Origin of the sequence: Marinobacter sp. (genome assembly GCF_039977835.1) — a bacterium.
GTDB lineage: Bacteria > Pseudomonadota > Gammaproteobacteria > Pseudomonadales > Oleiphilaceae > Marinobacter.
The window spans coordinates 149,962-166,729 of sequence record NZ_JBDWCL010000064.1; the positions used below are offsets into that span (position 1 = coordinate 149,962).

The window sequence follows — 16,768 nt, forward strand, 5'->3', positions numbered from 1 at the left end:
GAGGTGACTATGAAGGCGAACCTTCGCCATTGCGCACGAATACTGATGGTACTGATGGCTGTGGCATTTTCTGCAACCGTGCAAGCCGAACGCAAACTGCTTGATGAGGTGGTTGCGGTGGTCAATGACGATGTCATTCTCCAATCCGAGCTGGAAGCGCGGATCAATACCATTGTTGGCCGGCTGAGTGCACAGGGAACCGGCCTGCCACCCCGTGACATTCTTGAGGAGCGGGTGCTGGAACAGTTGATTACCGAATCGATCCAGCTGCAGATGGCCGACAGGGCCGGTATGCGTATCAGCGATAATGAGCTTAACGAGACCATGGCTTCCATCGCCCGGCGCAATAACATGACGCTGGAACAGTTTGAGCAACAGCTGGCTCAGGAAGGGGTTACCTACCGCGAAGCCCGCGAACAGATCCGCAACGAAATGATCACCAGCCGGGTGCAGCAACGCCAGGTTGGCAATCGCGTGCGGGTTACGGACCGGGAAGTGCAGAATTATCTCGATGCCATGGCAGGCCAGGGTCGGAGCAATGCGGAATACGAGCTGGCCCATATCCTCATCGAGGTGGACGATTTCAATGACGAGGAAGAAGTCAGCGCCGCCCGCGACAAAGTGGAAACGCTGCGTGAGGAAATTGTCGCCGGCAGGGATTTCCGCGAAGTTGCTGTGGCTGAATCCGATGCCAGCAATGCCCTTGACGGCGGTAATATGGGATGGCGCGCGGAGAATCGGCTGCCCTCCCTGATTGCCAACGTGGTGCCGGATCTGGAGCCGGGAACGGTTTCTCCGGTTCTGCAGAACAACAGCGGTTTTCACCTGGTCATGGTCATGGATCGTCGTGGCGGAGAACAGGCCCAGATGATCGAGCAGGCCATGGTTCGACACATTCTTGTGCGCACCTCTGAAACGGTTTCCGAGAGCCAGGCGGAAGAAGCGATCCGGGATATCTATGAGCAACTGCAGAATGGCGCTGATTTCGGAACGCTAGCGCGGGAATACTCCGATGACCCTGTGTCCGGCTCTGATGGCGGTAACCTGGGCTGGGTTAGCCCGGGCCAGATGGTGCCGGAGTTTGAGCAGGCGATGATGGCAGCCGATGTTGGCGAGTTTAAAGGGCCCTTCAGATCGCAGTTCGGCTGGCATATTCTGCAAGTGCAGGATCGCCGCGAGCAGGATATCAGCGGTGATATTCGGGAATCCGAGGCGCGACAGGCGATCTATCGCCGCAAGTACGATACCGAGCTGCAGAACTGGCTGCGTGAGATCCGCGACGAAGCCTTTATCGAATTCAAGAATGAAGAATCCGGAGACCCCAGCGAATCATGAAGCAACCGGTCACCCTTGCACTGACCGCAGGCGAACCGGCTGGCATCGGCCCGGACCTCTGCCTGCAACTGGCCGTGAACGAGCGTCAGCCAGGGATTGTGGTGGTGGCCTGCAAACACCTGCTGCAAGCCAGGGCACAGTTGCTCGGGCTGGACGTGGAACTGCAGGACTGGAAGCCCGGCTGCCGCCCGGCGACGGCGCCGGGCCAGCTTTCAGTCCTTCATGTTGACGGGCTGGCAAGCACCACTGCCGGCCGGCTTGACCCGGCCAACAGTGCCTATGTGGTGGAAACCCTGCGCATCGCGGCCCGGGGCTGCCTTGATGGGACATTCGATGGCATGGTGACGGCACCGGTCCACAAGGGTGTCATCAATAACGCCGGCATCGCCTTCAGTGGTCACACCGAATTCCTGCAGGAACTCTGTGGCGTGGAGCGTGTCGTCATGATGCTGGCCACCGAGGAACTGCGGGTGGCACTGGTGACCACCCACCTTCCCCTCAAAGATGTCTCCGCGGCGATCACTGCGGAGCGTCTGACACAGGTTACCCGCATCCTCGATACCGACCTGCGCAGGTTTTTCAGTATCGAACATCCCCGAATCCTCGTTGCGGGCCTTAATCCCCATGCTGGGGAAGGGGGGCATCTGGGCCGGGAGGAAATCGACGTAATAGAACCGACCCTGAATACACTCCGCGGGGAAGGCCTCGCCCTGACCGGACCCTTACCGGCGGACACCCTGTTTACGCCTCACTGGCTGGATCATGCCGATGCCGTGCTGGCCATGTACCATGATCAGGGGCTGCCGGTACTCAAATTCCAGGGATTTGGCCGCGCTGTTAACATAACCCTCGGCCTGCCCATTGTCCGCACCTCAGTCGACCACGGCACCGCTCTTGATCTGGCCGGTACCGGAAGCGCCGATGCAGGCAGTCTCCACACGGCGATCAGGGTGGGCGAACAGATGGCACAATCCGCAAAAAAGAGTGAATAGCCAGTGAGCAACAAACACGGCCACCAGGCCAGGAAGCGCTTCGGCCAGAACTTTCTCCATGACCCCGGCGTGATTGAGCGCATCATCCGTGCGATCAACCCGAAGCCCGACGATGCCCTCGTGGAGATCGGTCCGGGCCTCGGAGCGCTGACTGAAGAAATGCTTGCCATAAACCCGGATCTTCAGGTGGTGGAGCTGGACCGGGACCTGATTCCGGTGCTCAGAACCAAGTTTTTCAACTACCCCAATTTACGGATACACCAGGCGGACGCTCTCAAATTCGACTTTGGTGAACTGGTGGATGACAGGCCCCTGAGAATCATCGGTAACCTGCCGTATAATATTTCCACGCCACTGATTTTTTTCCTCCTTGGCCACGCCGGTGTAGTGCAGGACATGCACTTTATGCTGCAGAAAGAGGTAGTGCAGCGGCTTGCAGCGGTTCCCGGTGACAACAATTATGGCCGTTTGGGCATCATGGCCCAGTATTTCTGCCGCGTGCAGCCATTGTTTGAAGTCGGGCCGGGAGCCTTCCGCCCGGCACCGAAAGTGGATTCCGCCATCGTTCGCCTGGTGCCCCACAAGACATTGCCGCACCCGGCCAGGGACTACAAACTGCTGCAGGCGGTTGTGCGTACTGCCTTCAGCGCCCGTCGCAAGACCCTGCGCAAGGCCCTTGCCGGCATGGTGACGGTGGAACAGCTCAACAGCATCGGCATTAACGATGGTCTGCGCCCGGAAAACCTGGGCCTGGCAGAGTATGTGGCCATTGCCGATCTGCTGGCGGAGAGTAAACCCGAAAGCCACAGTGCCGACGAGGTAAACCATGACTGACTACGCCATTGGCGATATTCAGGGTTGCTACGAACGCCTACTGGATGTCCTTGCCAAGGTGAATTTTTCTCCTTCCCGGGACAGGCTCTGGGTCGCTGGCGACCTGATCAACCGTGGTCCGTCGTCCCTGGAAACCCTGCGTTATATCGAAAACCTGGGCAGTTCTGCGGTGGTGGTGCTCGGCAACCACGACCTGCACCTGCTGGCCGTGGCGCTGGGGGGCCACGCTCTCAAGAACAAGGACACGCTCTCGGATATTCTGCAAGCGCCTGACCATGAGCACCTGTTCGACTGGCTGCGGCAGCAAAACCTGTGTATCCACGACGCTGACCGTAACTTCGTGATGGTTCATGCCGGATTACCCCATATATGGTCGGTTGATGAGGCCGTCTGTTATGGCCAGGAAGTAGAAGCGGTTATTCGCGGGCCAGAGGCAAAAACCTATTTTGCCGAGATGTACGGCAACCGCCCCGAGTGCTGGGCTCCGACGCTCAGTGGCATGGACCGCTGGCGTATCATTACCAACTATTTCACCCGCATGCGCTTTATCGCGCAAGACGGTACCCTGGAGCTCGCAGCCAAGGAGTCGGCGGCTTCAGCTCCGGAGGGCTTTGCCCCATGGTTTCGTTTCCCGCGCCAGGATGATGTGCGTGTGGTGTTTGGTCACTGGGCGGCATTGGAGGGCCAGACTGACAGTAACCGGTTTATCGGGCTGGACACCGGCTGTGTGTGGGGTGGTGTCCTCACGTTGATGAACCTGGATACCGGGGAAAAGATCCACTGTGACTGTTAATAACGTAGTACCCTTGCGCCCGGTACTGGTCTGCGGTGCCCTGTTTGCCCTGCTGTCAGTCATGGCCGGCGCTTTTGGTGCCCATGGCCTGCGGGGGGTGCTCGGTGATCGCGGCCTTGAAGTTTTCCAGACTGCCGTCACATATCAGGTATACCACTCACTGGCACTGATTCTGGTTTCGATACTTCCAATAGCGGGATTATCACGGCATCTGCTAGGCATTGCGTCAGGTTTTTTCATTGCCGGAATCCTGCTATTCAGCGGCAGCCTGTACCTGCTGGTACTCACGGACATTCGCTGGATCGGGCCGGTGACACCGGTTGGTGGTATAAGCTTTCTGGTGGGCTGGGTACTGGTGACCATCTCGGGCTTCAGGCGTTAAAGACAGACGTTATGCAGGTAAGGCTATGCAGGTTCAGGTAAATGGCGACGCCATGGAGCTTCCCGACGAAGCTACGGTGGCGGTATTGATTGATCGGTTGGCACTGGCAGGTAAGCGCCTGGCGGTGGAAGTGAATGAAGACATTGTTCCGCGCAGCCAGCACACCGAATTCACTCTCAGCGACGGCGACAGGGTGGAGGTTGTCCACGCCATTGGCGGCGGTTGAGGCTGGTTGTTTTTTATTCCCTATTTCTATGACAGGTTCAGGTGTTCAGCATGAGTGAAAGTTCCGAAAGACCACTTCCCGAGGACAAACCCCTGGAAATTGCTGGCAAGGTGTATCAATCGCGCCTGCTGGTAGGCACCGGCAAGTATCGCGACATGATGGAAACCGGCCACGCGATCGAAGCCAGCGGAGCCGAGATCGTAACCTTTGCCGTACGCCGCACCAATCTTGGCCAGAACCCGGATGAGCCCAACCTGCTGGATGTGGTCTCACCCGACCGGTACACCATGCTGCCGAACACCGCCGGCTGTTACACCGCCAAGGATGCCGTGCGCACCTGCAAGCTGGCCCGTGAACTGCTGGACGGCCATGACCTGGTCAAACTGGAAGTGCTGGGTGAAGAAAAGACACTCTATCCCAACATGACCGAAACGCTGGTGGCAGCCGAAGAGCTGATACGGGACGGTTTCAAGGTGATGGTTTACTGCTCTGACGACCCCTTGCTGGCCAAACGCCTGGAAGAAATGGGCTGTATCGCCATTATGCCTCTTGGGGCACCGATCGGCTCGGGCCTGGGTATCCAGAACCGCTACAACATCCGCCTGATTGCGGAGAATGCCAATGTACCGGTGTTGGTGGATGCCGGCGTTGGAACGGCCTCGGATGCAACACTGGCCATGGAACTGGGCTGTGATGGCGTATTGATGAATACCGCCATCGCTCTGGCCCAGGACCCGATCCGCATGGCCAAAGCCATGCGCCTGGCGATAGAGTCCGGCCGCGATGCCTACCTGGCGGGCCGGATGCCAAAGAAGCTCTATGCCAGTGCGTCGTCTCCCATTGATGGCACCTTCTTCTGATCTGGGCCACAATCTCAACAAGCGATACGGAGACAGGCGGGCACGTCCATTCGGGACCGTAAAAAACAGGGATGTTTTTTACGAGCCTACAGGGACGTATTAACGGCGTGTCCCGAATGGACGTGCCCGCCTGTCTCCGTACTCCCAAGTCAATCAGAGCGCTGTAGTCCTGTTATGACAGAACAAAAAACAAGTCGTCGTGAGGCGATTCTCCATGCCCTTGTGGAGCTCCTGGAGAAAGATCCGGGAGCCCGCATCACCACTGCCGGCCTTGCTAAATCCGTTGGGGTTACCGAGGCGGCTCTATACCGGCATTTTCCCAGCAAACGAAAGATGTTTGAGGCTCTCATCGAGTTTGCCGAGGAGGCCGTGTTTTCCCGTTGTCAGGTGATCCTTCAGGAACAGGAGGATGTGCGCGTGCGGTTGCAGCAACTGGTGCATCTGGTACTGGTGTTCGCCGAACGTAATCCGGGACTTTGCATGGTTCTGACCGGCGATGCGCTGATGGGAGAGAACGACGCCTTGCGTAAGCGCGCCTCGCAGTTTTTCGAGCGCCTGGAAACCCAGGTGCGGCAGGCGCTAAAGGAAGGCGAAATTCGCCAGGGCTTGCGTCCCCGGACCAGCTCGGCCCGAGGTGCGGACTTTGTGCTGGTGTTCGTTGAAGGCCGGGTGCAGCGGTTTATCCGGTCGTCGTTTTCACGACTGCCATCCAGTGATTTTGAGGAGGTCTGGGGGCTGGTGTCTGAGGCAGTCTGGGGTAGCGAGAGCTGACCCGTAGGTTTGAATCATTCGTACCCAGACGCTTTCCTCAGGATTTTCCGCACCGGCTCCCAGACCCCCGGCGCCGAAATCAGGATATCCAGGCCCCAAAGATCGGCCGGGTAGCCATCCGGTACCTCCCCGAAATGCCCTGCCGTCGCCCCGGCCTCCAGGGCGATCAACCGTGCCGCGGCGAAATCCCAGGGGCTGACATTCTCGTAGTAAATGTCCAGCCGGCCGCAGGCCACCCAGCAGATATCGAGAGCCGCCGACCCGATTCGGCGAAGGTCCCTGCACTGGTGGATCATGGCAGCCAGCCGGTCCAGTAGTGGCTCCAGGCTGTCCTTGGTATAGGGGAAGCCGGTGGCAAAGAGGGAATCCCGGGGCACATTTGCACCGCTGTGCTTGATGGGCCTGCCATTCAGGGTGGCGCCTGTGCCCCTTGTGGCACGGAAGGTTTCCCGGGAAAACGGTGCGTGCACAACGCCTGCCTGTACCCGGCCGTTTTCAGCGTAGGCAATCGAAACCGCTACCTGAGGGTGGCCATAAGCGTAATTAACCGTGCCGTCGATAGGGTCGATAATCCACAGTGGAGTGTCCAGATGCTCGGCCTCGCTCAGGTCCGGCATGGTTTCCTCGGAGAGGATGCGGTGATCGGGAAAGCGCTCGCGAATGGCGCCAGTGATCATCTCGTCCGCCATCACGTCGGCATGGGTGACCAGCTCTGTCTGTTGTTTGTAATCCGTGCGCAGGGTGTTTTCGTCACGCTCCCGCTTGACCAGCTCGCCGGCCTTCAGGGCCAGCTGTTCGGCAAAATCCGCAATGGTGTCAATGGTCTCCGGGTCAGACAAGATGGCGCCCTCCGATCAACAAATGAAGGCGCCAGTCTAACACGGCCCGGCTACAGTCCGGTGAGCCACTGCTCCATCTTGTCCATGGCTTTTACCAGTCGCGGGCAGGCCTGGTTGACGAAGTCGTCTTCCAGTTCCTGGTCGGCGTAGTTATCGCCGGCCAGTTTCAGAGCCTCGGCACCGTCAAAGTCCACAAACGCCAGGCGGGCAGCAAGGTGGTCCGGAACAAAGCCAAAATCACTGGCCGGCAGAATGGCGACGCCGGTGTCTTCCAGTAGCGACTGACAGAGGGCCTGGCTGGTCTTGATATCCCGCCGCGCCAGGGCCTCGCGAAAACCCGAGAAATCCGGGAACAGGTAGAATGCGCCCTCGGGTTTCTGTACCACAGCCCCCATGGTTGTCAGCCGGCGATGCAGGTATTCACCGACGACCTTCAATACCCGGCGTGACTGCTTCAGATACTCCTCCAGATCCTCGCCACCTGTGAATGCGGCAATGGCCGCGTGCTGGATGGGAGCGCTGGTGGCGGTGTAGGTTTCGCTGGCGATGATCGCCATGGCATCCTGCAGTGGCCGCAATTCCGGCGGGAAGATAAAGGTGCCCAGGCGCCAGCCACCGGCCCCCGCCCATTTGCTCAACCCGGTGCTGATGATGGTGCCCTCGGGATAGTACCGGGCAATCGACTTGTGTTTGCCCTCAAAGTGCACTTCGCCGTAGATCTCGTCCGACAGCAGGATCAGTTTGTATTTCCGGGCCACGTGGGCGATCGCCAGTAGCTGATCATCGGTATAGGTGCAGCCAGTCGGGTTGGACGGGTAGTTCAGAATCAATATGCGTGGGCGAGAGGGGTCGTCACGGCAGATGATATCGAGCTCTTCCGCGGTCAGCTGCCAGTTGTTCTCGGCATGGGTCGGCAGCCAGTGGACCGAGCGGCCGATGATTCGGGCCTGGGGCGCATAGGATACCCAGCTCGGACGTGGGATCAGCAGGTCTCCATAGTAGGCCAGTTGCAGCATGAACAGCAGTTCTTTGGAACCCGGCCCGATCAGCACATCTTCCCAGTTGCAACGCATGCGCTCACTGCGGTTAATGTAACCGGCGATCGCTTCCCGCAGGGCCTTCAGCCCCTTTACCGGCAGGTAGTCTTTCTCGTGGGCGTGCTCGCGCAGCGCAGCCACCACCCGTTCCGGTACCGGGAACGGTGACTGACCGAGCCCCAGTTTGACGATATCCCGTCCCTCGGCACGGAGCTGGTTGCTGAGTTCGTTGATTCGCAGGGTGGCTGAGGGCTGTATGCCCCGGACATTGAGGTTGATGGCGTAGCGGTGGTCTGTCTGGATATCCATGGTTCCGATCTGTTGTCTGGTTGGGTGGCATCAACCGCAGTATAGGAAACCTTTACGAATCTGTGCGGTTTCTCTGATAGGTGATTGCCGCAGGGGTGGTGTCAGTACGAATCGATGGACCGGAGATCGTTCAGAGCCTGATTGAATTTGTCCCGTAACGCTTCCCCACGGGGGTGCTGGCGGGAAAACGCCGCACGGAAGCCCCGTTTGGCTCCCACGGTGGTGGGCATGGCGGTAACGTCAGACAGCTCCGGGTACTCTGAAAGGTGCTTTTCAATAAGATAGCTGCAAACCGACTCCTCGCAGATAAAAAGGTCGATGCGCCCCCGGGCAATCATTCTGAGCCCGGTCAGTTCCGGTGACTCCTGGCTGATCTGGATCACCCGGGCGTTGCCCGCAGCCAGCCATTTCATGAACTCGGGGGCATAGCTGTAGGCAGCTGAAAGCCCGATTCGCAATCCGGCCAGATCATCCAGTTTCTGCCACTGAAGGTCACGGCCTTTCAGTTTGAAAAAAACATCCCGGGCCTGACTGAGGGGAGCGGTGAAGTAGTAATGACGCTCCCGGTCCCGGGAGTAGGTCAGCGAATAGATCATATCGGAGGTGCCCGCCCTGGCACTTGCTTCTGCCCGGGCCCATGGCAGTAAACGGATGTCGGGTAAATACCCCATGGAGGAAAGCACCTGGCGAACGATATCGGTGTGGGTGCCCCTGACTTCGCCATTTTCCAGGTATTCGTAGGGCGGATAGTCGGAAGTCACCACCCTTATTACATGGGTGTCCGCAAGGGTGAGCGCTGGCAGCAACACTGATAAGAGCAAGACAGGTAATCGAAATAACATCAGCGTTTGAATCCGCAACAGTGCAAGGGGTTCGAGAACGTCAGTATAGCGGCCAGTTGCCATCCCTGCACGAGCCGACAGAGCGACCCTATGGTCGGAAGCCAGCATAATACTGTCAGAAACTGTTAAGCAGCAAACGGTCGGTTGCCGGTTTTCTTCGTATAGTGACTGTGGCCGCAGTAACAACAACAGTAATGATGCGGAGATATCAATGGATACCCGAATGGCTGAAAAGGCCGCTTGTGTAACATCTTCCGCCGGGGGCGATCCGCTGCTGCCCCGGGTGCTTATCGTGGACGATCACCCGTTCTTTCTGTTCGGGCTTACTGCCATTCTGGAACAGGAGAAACTGGTGGATGATGTCGGTTGCGTCGCCTCGGTTACTGATGCCGTCGAGGACTTGCGCCGGCATCCGCAAACCTCTCTTGTGTTGCTGGACCTGACACTTCAGGGGGAAGCCGGGCTGTCACTTTTTGCCGAATTGGAGGGCATCGGGCTTCCTGTTCCAGTCGTGGTGATTTCGAGTCGCGAAGATGAAACCTCCGTACGGGCTGCGAAATCGGCAGGGGCGGTGGGATTCCTTCCCAAATCCGCCGATCGCCACTCGCTGGTCCGGATGATACGCCGGGTCAGCACTGGTCAGCTTTTCTATCCGTCCCTGCAAATGCCCTCGCACAGTCCCGAGACGCTGACGCCAAGGCAGTTGGAAGTGCTGGTGCTGCTGGCGGAAGGGTTGCCTAACAAACGGATCTGTCAGGTGCTGAACCTGACAGAACATACGGTGAAAACCCACCTCAAGGCTATCTTTGCCCATCTTGATGCCCATAACAGAACGGAATGCGTTGCCCAGGCGCGAGCACTTGGCCTGATCTGAAGTCAGCTTTCGATGCGGGTCAGTTGCACAATCGCCGCGCGCAGACGCATCGGTATCAGAGGCTTGTGCAGAACCCAAAGCCGCAGGGCGGGATCGTATCCCTGTGGGTGGGCGGTGTTGGCCGTCATCAGTATGCCTCCTGCCACTGAATGCCTTTGCTGAAGCGTATCGAACAGGGTGTGGCCGGACATGCCTGGTAAATGGACATCACTGACCAAAAGGGTGTCGCGCAGATCCGGCCATTGATCGACCGCCTGCTCTGCTGTGGCGAATCCCTTTACCTGGTAGCCCCAGCTCTCAAGTGTCTGGCAAACCCAGTGCCGTGCCTCGTGGTGATCTTCCACCACCACGACGCAGTGATCCTGCACATTCTGGCCATCATGTCCGGTGAGCTGCGTGGTGGCGGTAGCCGGTGCCGTGGTGGCGGGCAGGCTGATCCGAAAGCAGGCACCCTGTCCCGGTTGTGATGTTACTCCACAGGTCCCCTTCATCAGCCCAGTCAGTTCCTGAACGATGGCCAGCCCCAGGCCCAGGCCGGGGTCGTTGTGCCCACTGTTGCGGTAAAACGGGGCAAAGATCTGGCCAAGTGTTGCCTGATCCATGCCTTCGCCGTTGTCTCGTACTTCAAAGATCAGGTGCTTGCCACTGCGAGTTGAGCGGAGAGAGATGCGGCTGGCCTTGCTGTGATCCAGTGCATTGACCACCAGGTTTTGCAGCACCCGGTGAAGCAGTTCCGGGTCGGCGGCAACACCGGCAGACTGTTTCGGCGTTTCGATCTGGAGCTCCACACCCTGGCGCTGAGCCTGTTCTGTGCAGGTAGCCGCGATCTGGCGCATGACATCCAGGGGCGACAGTTCTTTGGGTTCGGGCGTGATCATGCCCTCCTGAAGGCGCGATATATCAAGTACCGAAGCCAGCAGGTTGTTGAAGTGATTGACTGAATGTTTGAGGCGTAATACCAGCCCGGCCTGCCGTTCTGGCAGCCCATTGGAAGTGAGATTCTCCAGTACCAGGCTGATGATGTTCAGTGGCTGGCGCAGGTCATGGCTCGCAACGGTGATGAGGTGCGTCTTGCGCCGGCTTTCCAGTTCGGCCTGGTGTCTGGAGGCTTCCAGTAGCTGGCGGTCGAGAAAGTGGGCGCGTTGCCGGTGTTCACTGAGCCAGGAGCCCACCATCCCGATGATATTGGCTGTAACAATGAAGAAACCGTTGATGAGCAACTGGTGGAGACTCATTCCGGTGGCCGCTTCCACCGCCAGATAGGCAGCGATTACCAGCATGGAAAGAAGCGATACGGTCCGGAACGGTATACCCATGACGAAATAGCCGAACATGAGCATCAGCAGAATGCCCTCGTAGGGCAGCGGGTGGTGAGCGAGTCGTGCGATACCGATGATGGCGACCACGCTCAGGCCACCAATCAGGTAAGCAATGCCATAGAGGCTGACAAAAGTGCCGGAGCTGACATTTCGCCAGGATAGCCACCAAACTCCGGCAATGACAGGGCAGGTTATCAACAACCTCACGGCCATGGTTTCCCCGGCGATTGAGGGTGGCAGCATCAGGGCGTCGAGAAGGGCGTAAACCAGGAACAACAGGAGCGCTGCTGCAGAAACGGGGCGGGCGCGTTCGCGTATGCCTTCGTTCCGGATTTTCCGGTAACAGCGCTCCAGTTCAGGCTCGAATCGCAACCTCCGGAACCCGGAGTATCGTTGATCCCGCAACTGATCAATGTTCATGGATAACTGTCCGGCGGCGTTATTATGGTTTTTTCAGTTTAACGCCGCAGGTTCGCTATGAATGGCAGTAGTGCACACTACAGGGAGGCAAGTTGCTGGGCCCCTGAGTAAGAATCGCCCATTTGGGGGAGGTAATGTGTCGTGGTTTGTGGGACAGGGGGCTGCCAGGGTTTACAGGTCAGGTCCGAAACGGTGGGGCTCCAGTTCCATATGAACTATGCGCTGGCCGAGCATGATGATGCGGCCGTTGTAGCGCTCTTCTCCGGTTGAGGTAAAATCGAACAGAAACCGGCGCCACACGCGTAGGCGGCCGTTGTCGTCTCGCTTGAACCAGAGGCCGCGAAGATAGACTGCATCGTCCAGCAGCATCACATCCATCTTTTTGCAATAGTTTCTGGCTGCCTGGAGTACAAAGTCCTTTATGGCCTTGGCCCGCCACCAATACCAGGTGGCGAACCCGGCCACAAAGAGCCAGAAGAGCGTTCCAAGCGTCACTGTGCCGGGGCTCTGTGTCCGTTATCACCATTTCCATATTCAGCCGCAGCCGAGCCGTGATGATCACGGCCCAGCAGTATGTAAAACGCCGGCAGTACGAAAATGGTAAACAGGGTGCCGATGCCGAGGCCGGTGCTGATGGTCAGGCCGATGGCAAACCGGCTCTCGGCGCCTGGGCCGACGGCGATCAGCAGAGGTACCATGGCGAAGATCAGTGCCAGGGAGGTCATGATGATGGGGCGCAGGCGTATGGCTGCTGCCTCGATGACGGCCTCGCGCTTGTTCAGCCCCCGGTCTACCTGAAGCTGATTGGCGAACTCCACAATCAGGATCCCGTTCTTCGACACGACCCCGATCAGGGTTATCAGGCCCACCTGGGTATAGATGTTCATGCTGGCAAAGCCAAGTACGATGAACGCCATGGCCCCGGCCACCGACATGGGGACTGACACCAGGATAATGAACGGGTCGCGCCAACTCTCGAACTGGGCTGCCAGTACCAGGTAGATCACCAGCAGTGACAGGAAGAACGTCACGACCAGCGCACTTCCCTGATTGGCAAACTGCCGGGACTCACCGGTGTAGTCAAAAGAGAAGCCCTGGGGGAAGCTTTCGGCAGCGGCATTTTCCATAAAAGCCATGGCATCGCCTACCGTCACACCCGGCGTTATCACGCCCTCCAGGGTGAGCGAGTTCAGCTGATTGAACTGGGTCCGCTGGGAGGGCTCCACGGATTTTTCGAAGCTGATAACACTGGACAGAGGCACCAGTTCGCCGTTATCCGCGCGAATGTAGTAGTCATTCAGGGCCTGTTCATCCATGCGGAACTGCTGGTCTACCTGGGGAATCACCTGGTAGGACCTGCCCTGCATATTGAAGCGGTTGATGTAACCGCCACCCAGCATGCTGGACATCGCCTGGCCGATTTCCTGCATGGACAGCCCAAGGTCCGCCACCCGGTCACGATCTACCTTGACCTGCGTGACAGGGCGGTCAAAATCAATGGATTTTTGCAGGAACATGAAGTTGCCGCTCTGCATCGCCTTACCCTGAAGTTCGTTGGCAACGTCGTTGAGGCGCTCGTAATTCTCACCCGTGGTAATGACGAACTGGAAGGGCAGGCCACCGCCGGACCCCGGCAGGGACGGGCGCGGAAAAACAGCCGTTTGCAGGCCGGTTACGTTTTTCAACTCCTGGTCAAGCAACGGCTGGGCCTCGAATTGGCTGATCTCACGCTCGCTCCAGGGCTTCATCTTGAAGCCGCCAAATACGGCGTTGGGCGCGGTAATGCCGAGGATCATGAAATCCTCGTTGTAACCCGGAACTGTCGACATACGCTGCTGTATTTCGTCGCCATGCTCCTGCAGGTACTCGAGAGTGGACGTCTGCGCCGCCGTACCCTGGTAGAACAGAATGCCCTGGTCTTCCGTTGGCGCCAGTTCGTTCTGGCTCATTGCGACCATGAAGTAAATAGACCCCAGAACCACGATAGCGAAGAAAATAACCACCGATTTCGTGTCCATCAACGAACTGAGCGCGCGCTTGTAGGTATTGGCAAGCCCGTTGAAACTGCGCTCAACCAGCTGTTCGAACCGGCCCGGATTGCCATGGGGCTTGAGGATCTTGCCGGACAGCATCGGGGACAGCGTCAGAGCTACGATGCCGGAAATGACAACGGTGCCCGCCAGAGTGAATGCGAATTCCGTGAACAGGGAACCGACAAGGCCACCCATAAACCCGATGGGGGCATAGACTGCGACCAGGGTGGTGGTCATGGCGATAATGGGTGTGGCCATTTCCCGCGCACCATTAATAGCCGCATCGAAACGGGATTCACCTTCCTCAATATGGCGATGGACGTTCTCCACCATGATGATGGCATCATCCACGACCAGGCCGATGGCAAGAACCATTGACAGCAATGTCAGCAGATTCAGCGAGAATCCCATGATAAGCATCACAAAGGCGCCGCCAATCAGTGACAACGGCACCGCAACCGAAGGCACTACCGCGGCGCGGACGGACCCCAGGCACAGGAAAACCACCACCAGAACGATGACCATTGCCTCTAACAGCGTTTTGATCACCTCCTGAATGGAGTTGTCGATAAAGTCAGAGGCGTCATAGGCGAGGCGAACATTCAGGCCGGACGGCAACTGGCTTTCAATTCCTGGCAGTTCGCTCTTCACTTTGTCGGCAACGGTCAGAGGGTTGGCGCCCGGAGAAAGCTCAATGGCCACGTAAGTTGCCGGCTGTCCCTTGTAGAGCGCCAGCTGGTCGTAGGTTTCCGAGCCCAGTTCAACACGGGCAATGTCACGCAGGCGGATCAGAGAGCCTTCAGACTCTTTCACAACCAGATCCTTGAACTGCTCCGGGTCAGCCACATCGGTATCGCTGGTCATGCTGATCTTGGTGTACTTGCCTTCAGTGTTACCGACAGCGGCCTGGTAGTTGTTTCGCAGCAGGACATCCACGACTTCACGGGGTGTCATGTCGACCGCAGACAGGCGCTCCGGGTCAAGCCAGACCCGCAGGGCAAATTTTCGGCCCAGGAGGTCGGCCTTGCCGACACCGGATAGCGCCTGAAGCTTGGGCTGCACCACCCGGGTAAGGTAGTCGGTGATCTGGGGAACCTTCAGCTCATCGCTGTAAAAGGCAATATACATCAGGGCAGTGGAGTCACCGGTGGTGGAGGTGATGACCGGGTCCTGTGCGTCTGCCGGAAGCACGTTGCGCTGGCTGGCAACCTTGGCCTGGATCTCGGCCAGTGCTGCGTTGGCGTCGTAGTTCAGCACCATCTTGGCTTCAATGGTGGAGCGGCCCTGGGAGCTGGTGGAAGTCAGGTAATCAATACCGCTGGCTTCCGCGATGGCCTGCTGCAGGGGCGTGGTTATAAACCCTTTTACCAGGTCGGAACTCGCTCCGGGATAGGCCGTGGTAACGGTTACCGTGGTGCTTTCCAGCTCCGGATACTGGCGTATTTCCATTTCCATGGCCGCCCGCGCACCCAGCAACAGGATGAGCAGGCTGACCACCGTGGCAAGGACGGGGCGCTGAACGAATATATCGGTGAAACGCATTACTCGGACGCCTCCGCCGGTTTGTCGCTATCATCCTGGATCTCGACTCGCTGGCCCGCGCGCAATCTCAGCAGACCCTTGGAGACCACCTGTTCGCCTTCCTGCAGGCCATCGGTTACCGCAACACGGCCATCACGGGTGTTGCCGGTCTGTACCGTGCGCCGGTTAACGATCAGTTCGCCATCGTCGTTTTCTTCCACAACAAAGACAAAATCGCCGTAGGTGTTATAGGAAATGGCGGTGCGAGGCACCGTAATAACCTTGCGATCTTCCGGCTGCCGGGTAGAGATAGTGGCAAACATGCCGGGACGAAGCAGGTTATCCTCGTTGTCCAGCGTGGCACGAACGCGAACGGTACGGGTTTCAGGGTTGACCGAGGTGTTAATGGCGCTGACCTCGCCCTGGAAGGTGCGTTCCGGAACGGCAGCGACGGTGGCGACCACCTCATAGCCGCGGGCAACTCCTGGCAGTTCTTTTTCGGACAGGGTGTAGTCCACGTAGATCGGGTTCAGCATGTTGATTTCCACAATCGGAGTCCCGGTACCGATGTACTCCCCCTGGTCAATCAGGCGCAGCCCGAGTTTGCCGTTGAACGGTGCACGAATGACCTTTTTACTCAGTTGGGCCTCTGCTTCGTTGACGCGAGCCCTGGCCGCATCGAAATTGGCCTTGGCTTCATCATACTGGGACTGGGAGACAGCGCGTTTCGGCAGAAGATCAGAAACCCTTTTGAACTCCTGCTCAGCCAACTGGGCTTCTGCCCGACGAGTACGCAACGCGGCCTCGTCGATGGCAGCATCAAGCCGGATCAGAATGTCGCCCTTTTCCACGGTATCACCAGATTCGAAGCTGATAGTCTCTACAACACCGGGGACTTCGTTGGCCACCTCAATGCCGTTAATTGCCTCAACACTGCCAACAGCCTTGAGCTCAGGTGTCCAGTTTTCCGCCTTGGCGGTGATTGCTGAAATCTGTGCGGGCGGTTGCGGTTGGGAAAACTGCTTTTCCATCTGACCGAACTGGTAGAACTTATAGCCAAAAATGCCGCCAAGTACGACACCGAGAAAAATGATTACAATCAGGAAGCGGGAGGCAGTGCGCATAGTTCAGTCCTGGGTCGTATGTCTGTTGCAGGTGATCGTGTCAGTTTTGTAGGCTCTGGCCATCGACTCTAGCGGCCGGTGCGTCCGGCAAGCAGAAAAGATGGTGGTAATGAGACAACATGGAAAACCGTAAAGAATAGCATCCTATACAACGGTCAGGGGCATTGTCACCGATTTATCAGTAAATGTGCGTACAATTACTGTGCTGATCGCAAGGTGTCGGCATTATCCCAGGCGGATGGTAGCAACACTTTATA

Annotated in this window: 16 protein-coding genes; 9 read left to right on the plus strand and 7 right to left on the minus strand. The window is 58.0% G+C overall.

The features are described 5' to 3' along the window. Positions 1–9 precede the first annotated feature (9 nt). The 8 genes from ABJM11_RS18505 to slmA all read left to right on the plus strand — a co-directional run bounded on the left by ABJM11_RS18505 (position 10) and on the right by slmA (position 6,193). The gene (locus tag ABJM11_RS18505; RefSeq protein WP_348294231.1) at positions 10–1,335 is read left to right on the plus strand and encodes a peptidylprolyl isomerase; all 1,326 of its coding nucleotides are present in this window, start codon (positions 10–12) and stop codon (positions 1,333–1,335) included. Beyond that, positions 1,332–2,327, plus strand: coding sequence for a 4-hydroxythreonine-4-phosphate dehydrogenase PdxA (gene pdxA / locus ABJM11_RS18510; protein WP_348294233.1), 996 nt, complete (start codon positions 1,332–1,334; stop codon positions 2,325–2,327). The genes ABJM11_RS18505 and pdxA overlap by 4 nt, the downstream gene beginning before the upstream one ends. Before the next feature lie 3 nt (positions 2,328–2,330). After that, positions 2,331–3,161 carry a 16S rRNA (adenine(1518)-N(6)/adenine(1519)-N(6))-dimethyltransferase RsmA gene (gene rsmA / locus ABJM11_RS18515; protein ID WP_348294235.1) on the plus strand — a complete coding sequence of 277 codons (831 nt, stop codon included), beginning with the start codon at positions 2,331–2,333 and terminating at the stop codon, positions 3,159–3,161. After that, positions 3,154–3,954, plus strand: coding sequence for a symmetrical bis(5'-nucleosyl)-tetraphosphatase (locus ABJM11_RS18520; protein ID WP_348294237.1), 801 nt, complete (start codon positions 3,154–3,156; stop codon positions 3,952–3,954). Before rsmA ends, ABJM11_RS18520 begins: the two co-directional genes overlap by 8 nt. 61 nt (positions 3,955–4,015) lie before the next feature. After that, positions 4,016–4,336 (plus strand): DUF423 domain-containing protein, encoded by a 321-nt coding sequence (locus ABJM11_RS18525; RefSeq protein WP_348294251.1) that lies wholly within the window; start codon positions 4,016–4,018, stop codon positions 4,334–4,336. 25 nt (positions 4,337–4,361) lie between these two features. Next, a complete protein-coding gene (gene thiS, locus ABJM11_RS18530; RefSeq protein WP_348294239.1) occupies positions 4,362–4,562 on the plus strand; it encodes a sulfur carrier protein ThiS in 201 nt (66 codons plus the stop codon). A gap of 50 nt (positions 4,563–4,612) precedes the next feature. Then, positions 4,613–5,422, plus strand: a complete 810-nt coding sequence (locus tag ABJM11_RS18535; RefSeq protein ID WP_137436128.1) for a thiazole synthase — start codon at positions 4,613–4,615, stop codon at positions 5,420–5,422. 174 nt (positions 5,423–5,596) lie between these two features. Further along, positions 5,597–6,193, plus strand: coding sequence for a nucleoid occlusion factor SlmA (gene slmA / locus ABJM11_RS18540; RefSeq protein WP_348292436.1), 597 nt, complete (start codon positions 5,597–5,599; stop codon positions 6,191–6,193). Between the two features lie 14 nt (positions 6,194–6,207). On the opposite strand, the gene ABJM11_RS18545 is transcribed toward slmA, so the two are convergent. From ABJM11_RS18545 to ABJM11_RS18555, 3 genes are all read right to left on the minus strand, one after another. Next, the gene (locus ABJM11_RS18545) at positions 6,208–7,032 is read right to left on the minus strand and encodes an inositol monophosphatase family protein (protein WP_348292437.1); all 825 of its coding nucleotides are present in this window, start codon (positions 7,030–7,032) and stop codon (positions 6,208–6,210) included. A gap of 50 nt (positions 7,033–7,082) precedes the next feature. After that, positions 7,083–8,378: an aminotransferase class I/II-fold pyridoxal phosphate-dependent enzyme gene (locus ABJM11_RS18550; RefSeq protein ID WP_348292438.1), complete on the minus strand. Its 1,296-nt coding sequence runs from the start codon at positions 8,376–8,378 to the stop codon at positions 7,083–7,085. Between the two features lie 101 nt (positions 8,379–8,479). Continuing rightward, positions 8,480–9,328 (minus strand): transporter substrate-binding domain-containing protein, encoded by an 849-nt coding sequence (locus tag ABJM11_RS18555; protein WP_348461499.1) that lies wholly within the window; start codon positions 9,326–9,328, stop codon positions 8,480–8,482. Positions 9,329–9,431: 103 nt separating this feature from the next. Here ABJM11_RS18555 and ABJM11_RS18560 point away from each other — a divergent pair, with 103 nt between their 5' ends. Continuing rightward, positions 9,432–10,094, plus strand: a complete 663-nt coding sequence (locus ABJM11_RS18560; RefSeq protein ID WP_348292440.1) for a response regulator transcription factor — start codon at positions 9,432–9,434, stop codon at positions 10,092–10,094. Positions 10,095–10,096: 2 nt separating this feature from the next. Here ABJM11_RS18560 and ABJM11_RS18565 read toward each other — a convergent pair whose 3' ends face one another. The 4 genes from ABJM11_RS18565 to ABJM11_RS18580 form a co-directional block, all read right to left on the minus strand. Next, positions 10,097–11,833 carry a hybrid sensor histidine kinase/response regulator gene (locus ABJM11_RS18565; RefSeq protein ID WP_348292442.1) on the minus strand — a complete coding sequence of 579 codons (1,737 nt, stop codon included), beginning with the start codon at positions 11,831–11,833 and terminating at the stop codon, positions 10,097–10,099. A gap of 171 nt (positions 11,834–12,004) precedes the next feature. Beyond that, positions 12,005–12,328, minus strand: coding sequence for a DUF3301 domain-containing protein (locus tag ABJM11_RS18570; RefSeq protein WP_348292444.1), 324 nt, complete (start codon positions 12,326–12,328; stop codon positions 12,005–12,007). Further along, complete coding sequence (locus tag ABJM11_RS18575) at positions 12,325–15,408, minus strand: efflux RND transporter permease subunit (protein WP_348292445.1); 3,084 nt, start codon at positions 15,406–15,408, stop codon at positions 12,325–12,327. Before ABJM11_RS18575 ends, ABJM11_RS18570 begins: the two co-directional genes overlap by 4 nt. Beyond that, positions 15,408–16,511 (minus strand): efflux RND transporter periplasmic adaptor subunit, encoded by a 1,104-nt coding sequence (locus ABJM11_RS18580; RefSeq protein WP_348292446.1) that lies wholly within the window; start codon positions 16,509–16,511, stop codon positions 15,408–15,410. Before ABJM11_RS18580 ends, ABJM11_RS18575 begins: the two co-directional genes overlap by 1 nt. Between the last annotated feature and the right edge of the window lie 257 nt (positions 16,512–16,768).

What these genes read in the sequence shown, in the direction of transcription:
- ABJM11_RS18505 (WP_348294231.1), top strand. Translation starts at nt 10, where the DNA reads ATGAAGGCGAACCTTCGCCATTGCGCACGAATACTGATGGTACTGATG.
- pdxA (WP_348294233.1), top strand. Translation starts at nt 1,332, where the DNA reads ATGAAGCAACCGGTCACCCTTGCACTGACCGCAGGCGAACCGGCTGGC.
- ABJM11_RS18520 (WP_348294237.1), top strand. Translation starts at nt 3,154, where the DNA reads ATGACTGACTACGCCATTGGCGATATTCAGGGTTGCTACGAACGCCTA.
- ABJM11_RS18525 (WP_348294251.1), top strand. Translation starts at nt 4,016, where the DNA reads ATGGCCGGCGCTTTTGGTGCCCATGGCCTGCGGGGGGTGCTCGGTGAT.
- thiS (WP_348294239.1), top strand. Translation starts at nt 4,362, where the DNA reads ATGCAGGTTCAGGTAAATGGCGACGCCATGGAGCTTCCCGACGAAGCT.
- ABJM11_RS18535 (WP_137436128.1), top strand. Translation starts at nt 4,613, where the DNA reads ATGAGTGAAAGTTCCGAAAGACCACTTCCCGAGGACAAACCCCTGGAA.
- slmA (WP_348292436.1), top strand. Translation starts at nt 5,597, where the DNA reads ATGACAGAACAAAAAACAAGTCGTCGTGAGGCGATTCTCCATGCCCTT.
- ABJM11_RS18550 (WP_348292438.1), bottom strand. Translation starts at nt 8,378, where the DNA reads ATGGATATCCAGACAGACCACCGCTACGCCATCAACCTCAATGTCCGG.
- ABJM11_RS18555 (WP_348461499.1), bottom strand. Translation starts at nt 9,328, where the DNA reads ATGCTGGCTTCCGACCATAGGGTCGCTCTGTCGGCTCGTGCAGGGATG.
- ABJM11_RS18560 (WP_348292440.1), top strand. Translation starts at nt 9,432, where the DNA reads ATGGATACCCGAATGGCTGAAAAGGCCGCTTGTGTAACATCTTCCGCC.
- ABJM11_RS18565 (WP_348292442.1), bottom strand. Translation starts at nt 11,833, where the DNA reads ATGAACATTGATCAGTTGCGGGATCAACGATACTCCGGGTTCCGGAGG.
- ABJM11_RS18575 (WP_348292445.1), bottom strand. Translation starts at nt 15,408, where the DNA reads ATGCGTTTCACCGATATATTCGTTCAGCGCCCCGTCCTTGCCACGGTG.
- ABJM11_RS18580 (WP_348292446.1), bottom strand. Translation starts at nt 16,511, where the DNA reads ATGCGCACTGCCTCCCGCTTCCTGATTGTAATCATTTTTCTCGGTGTC.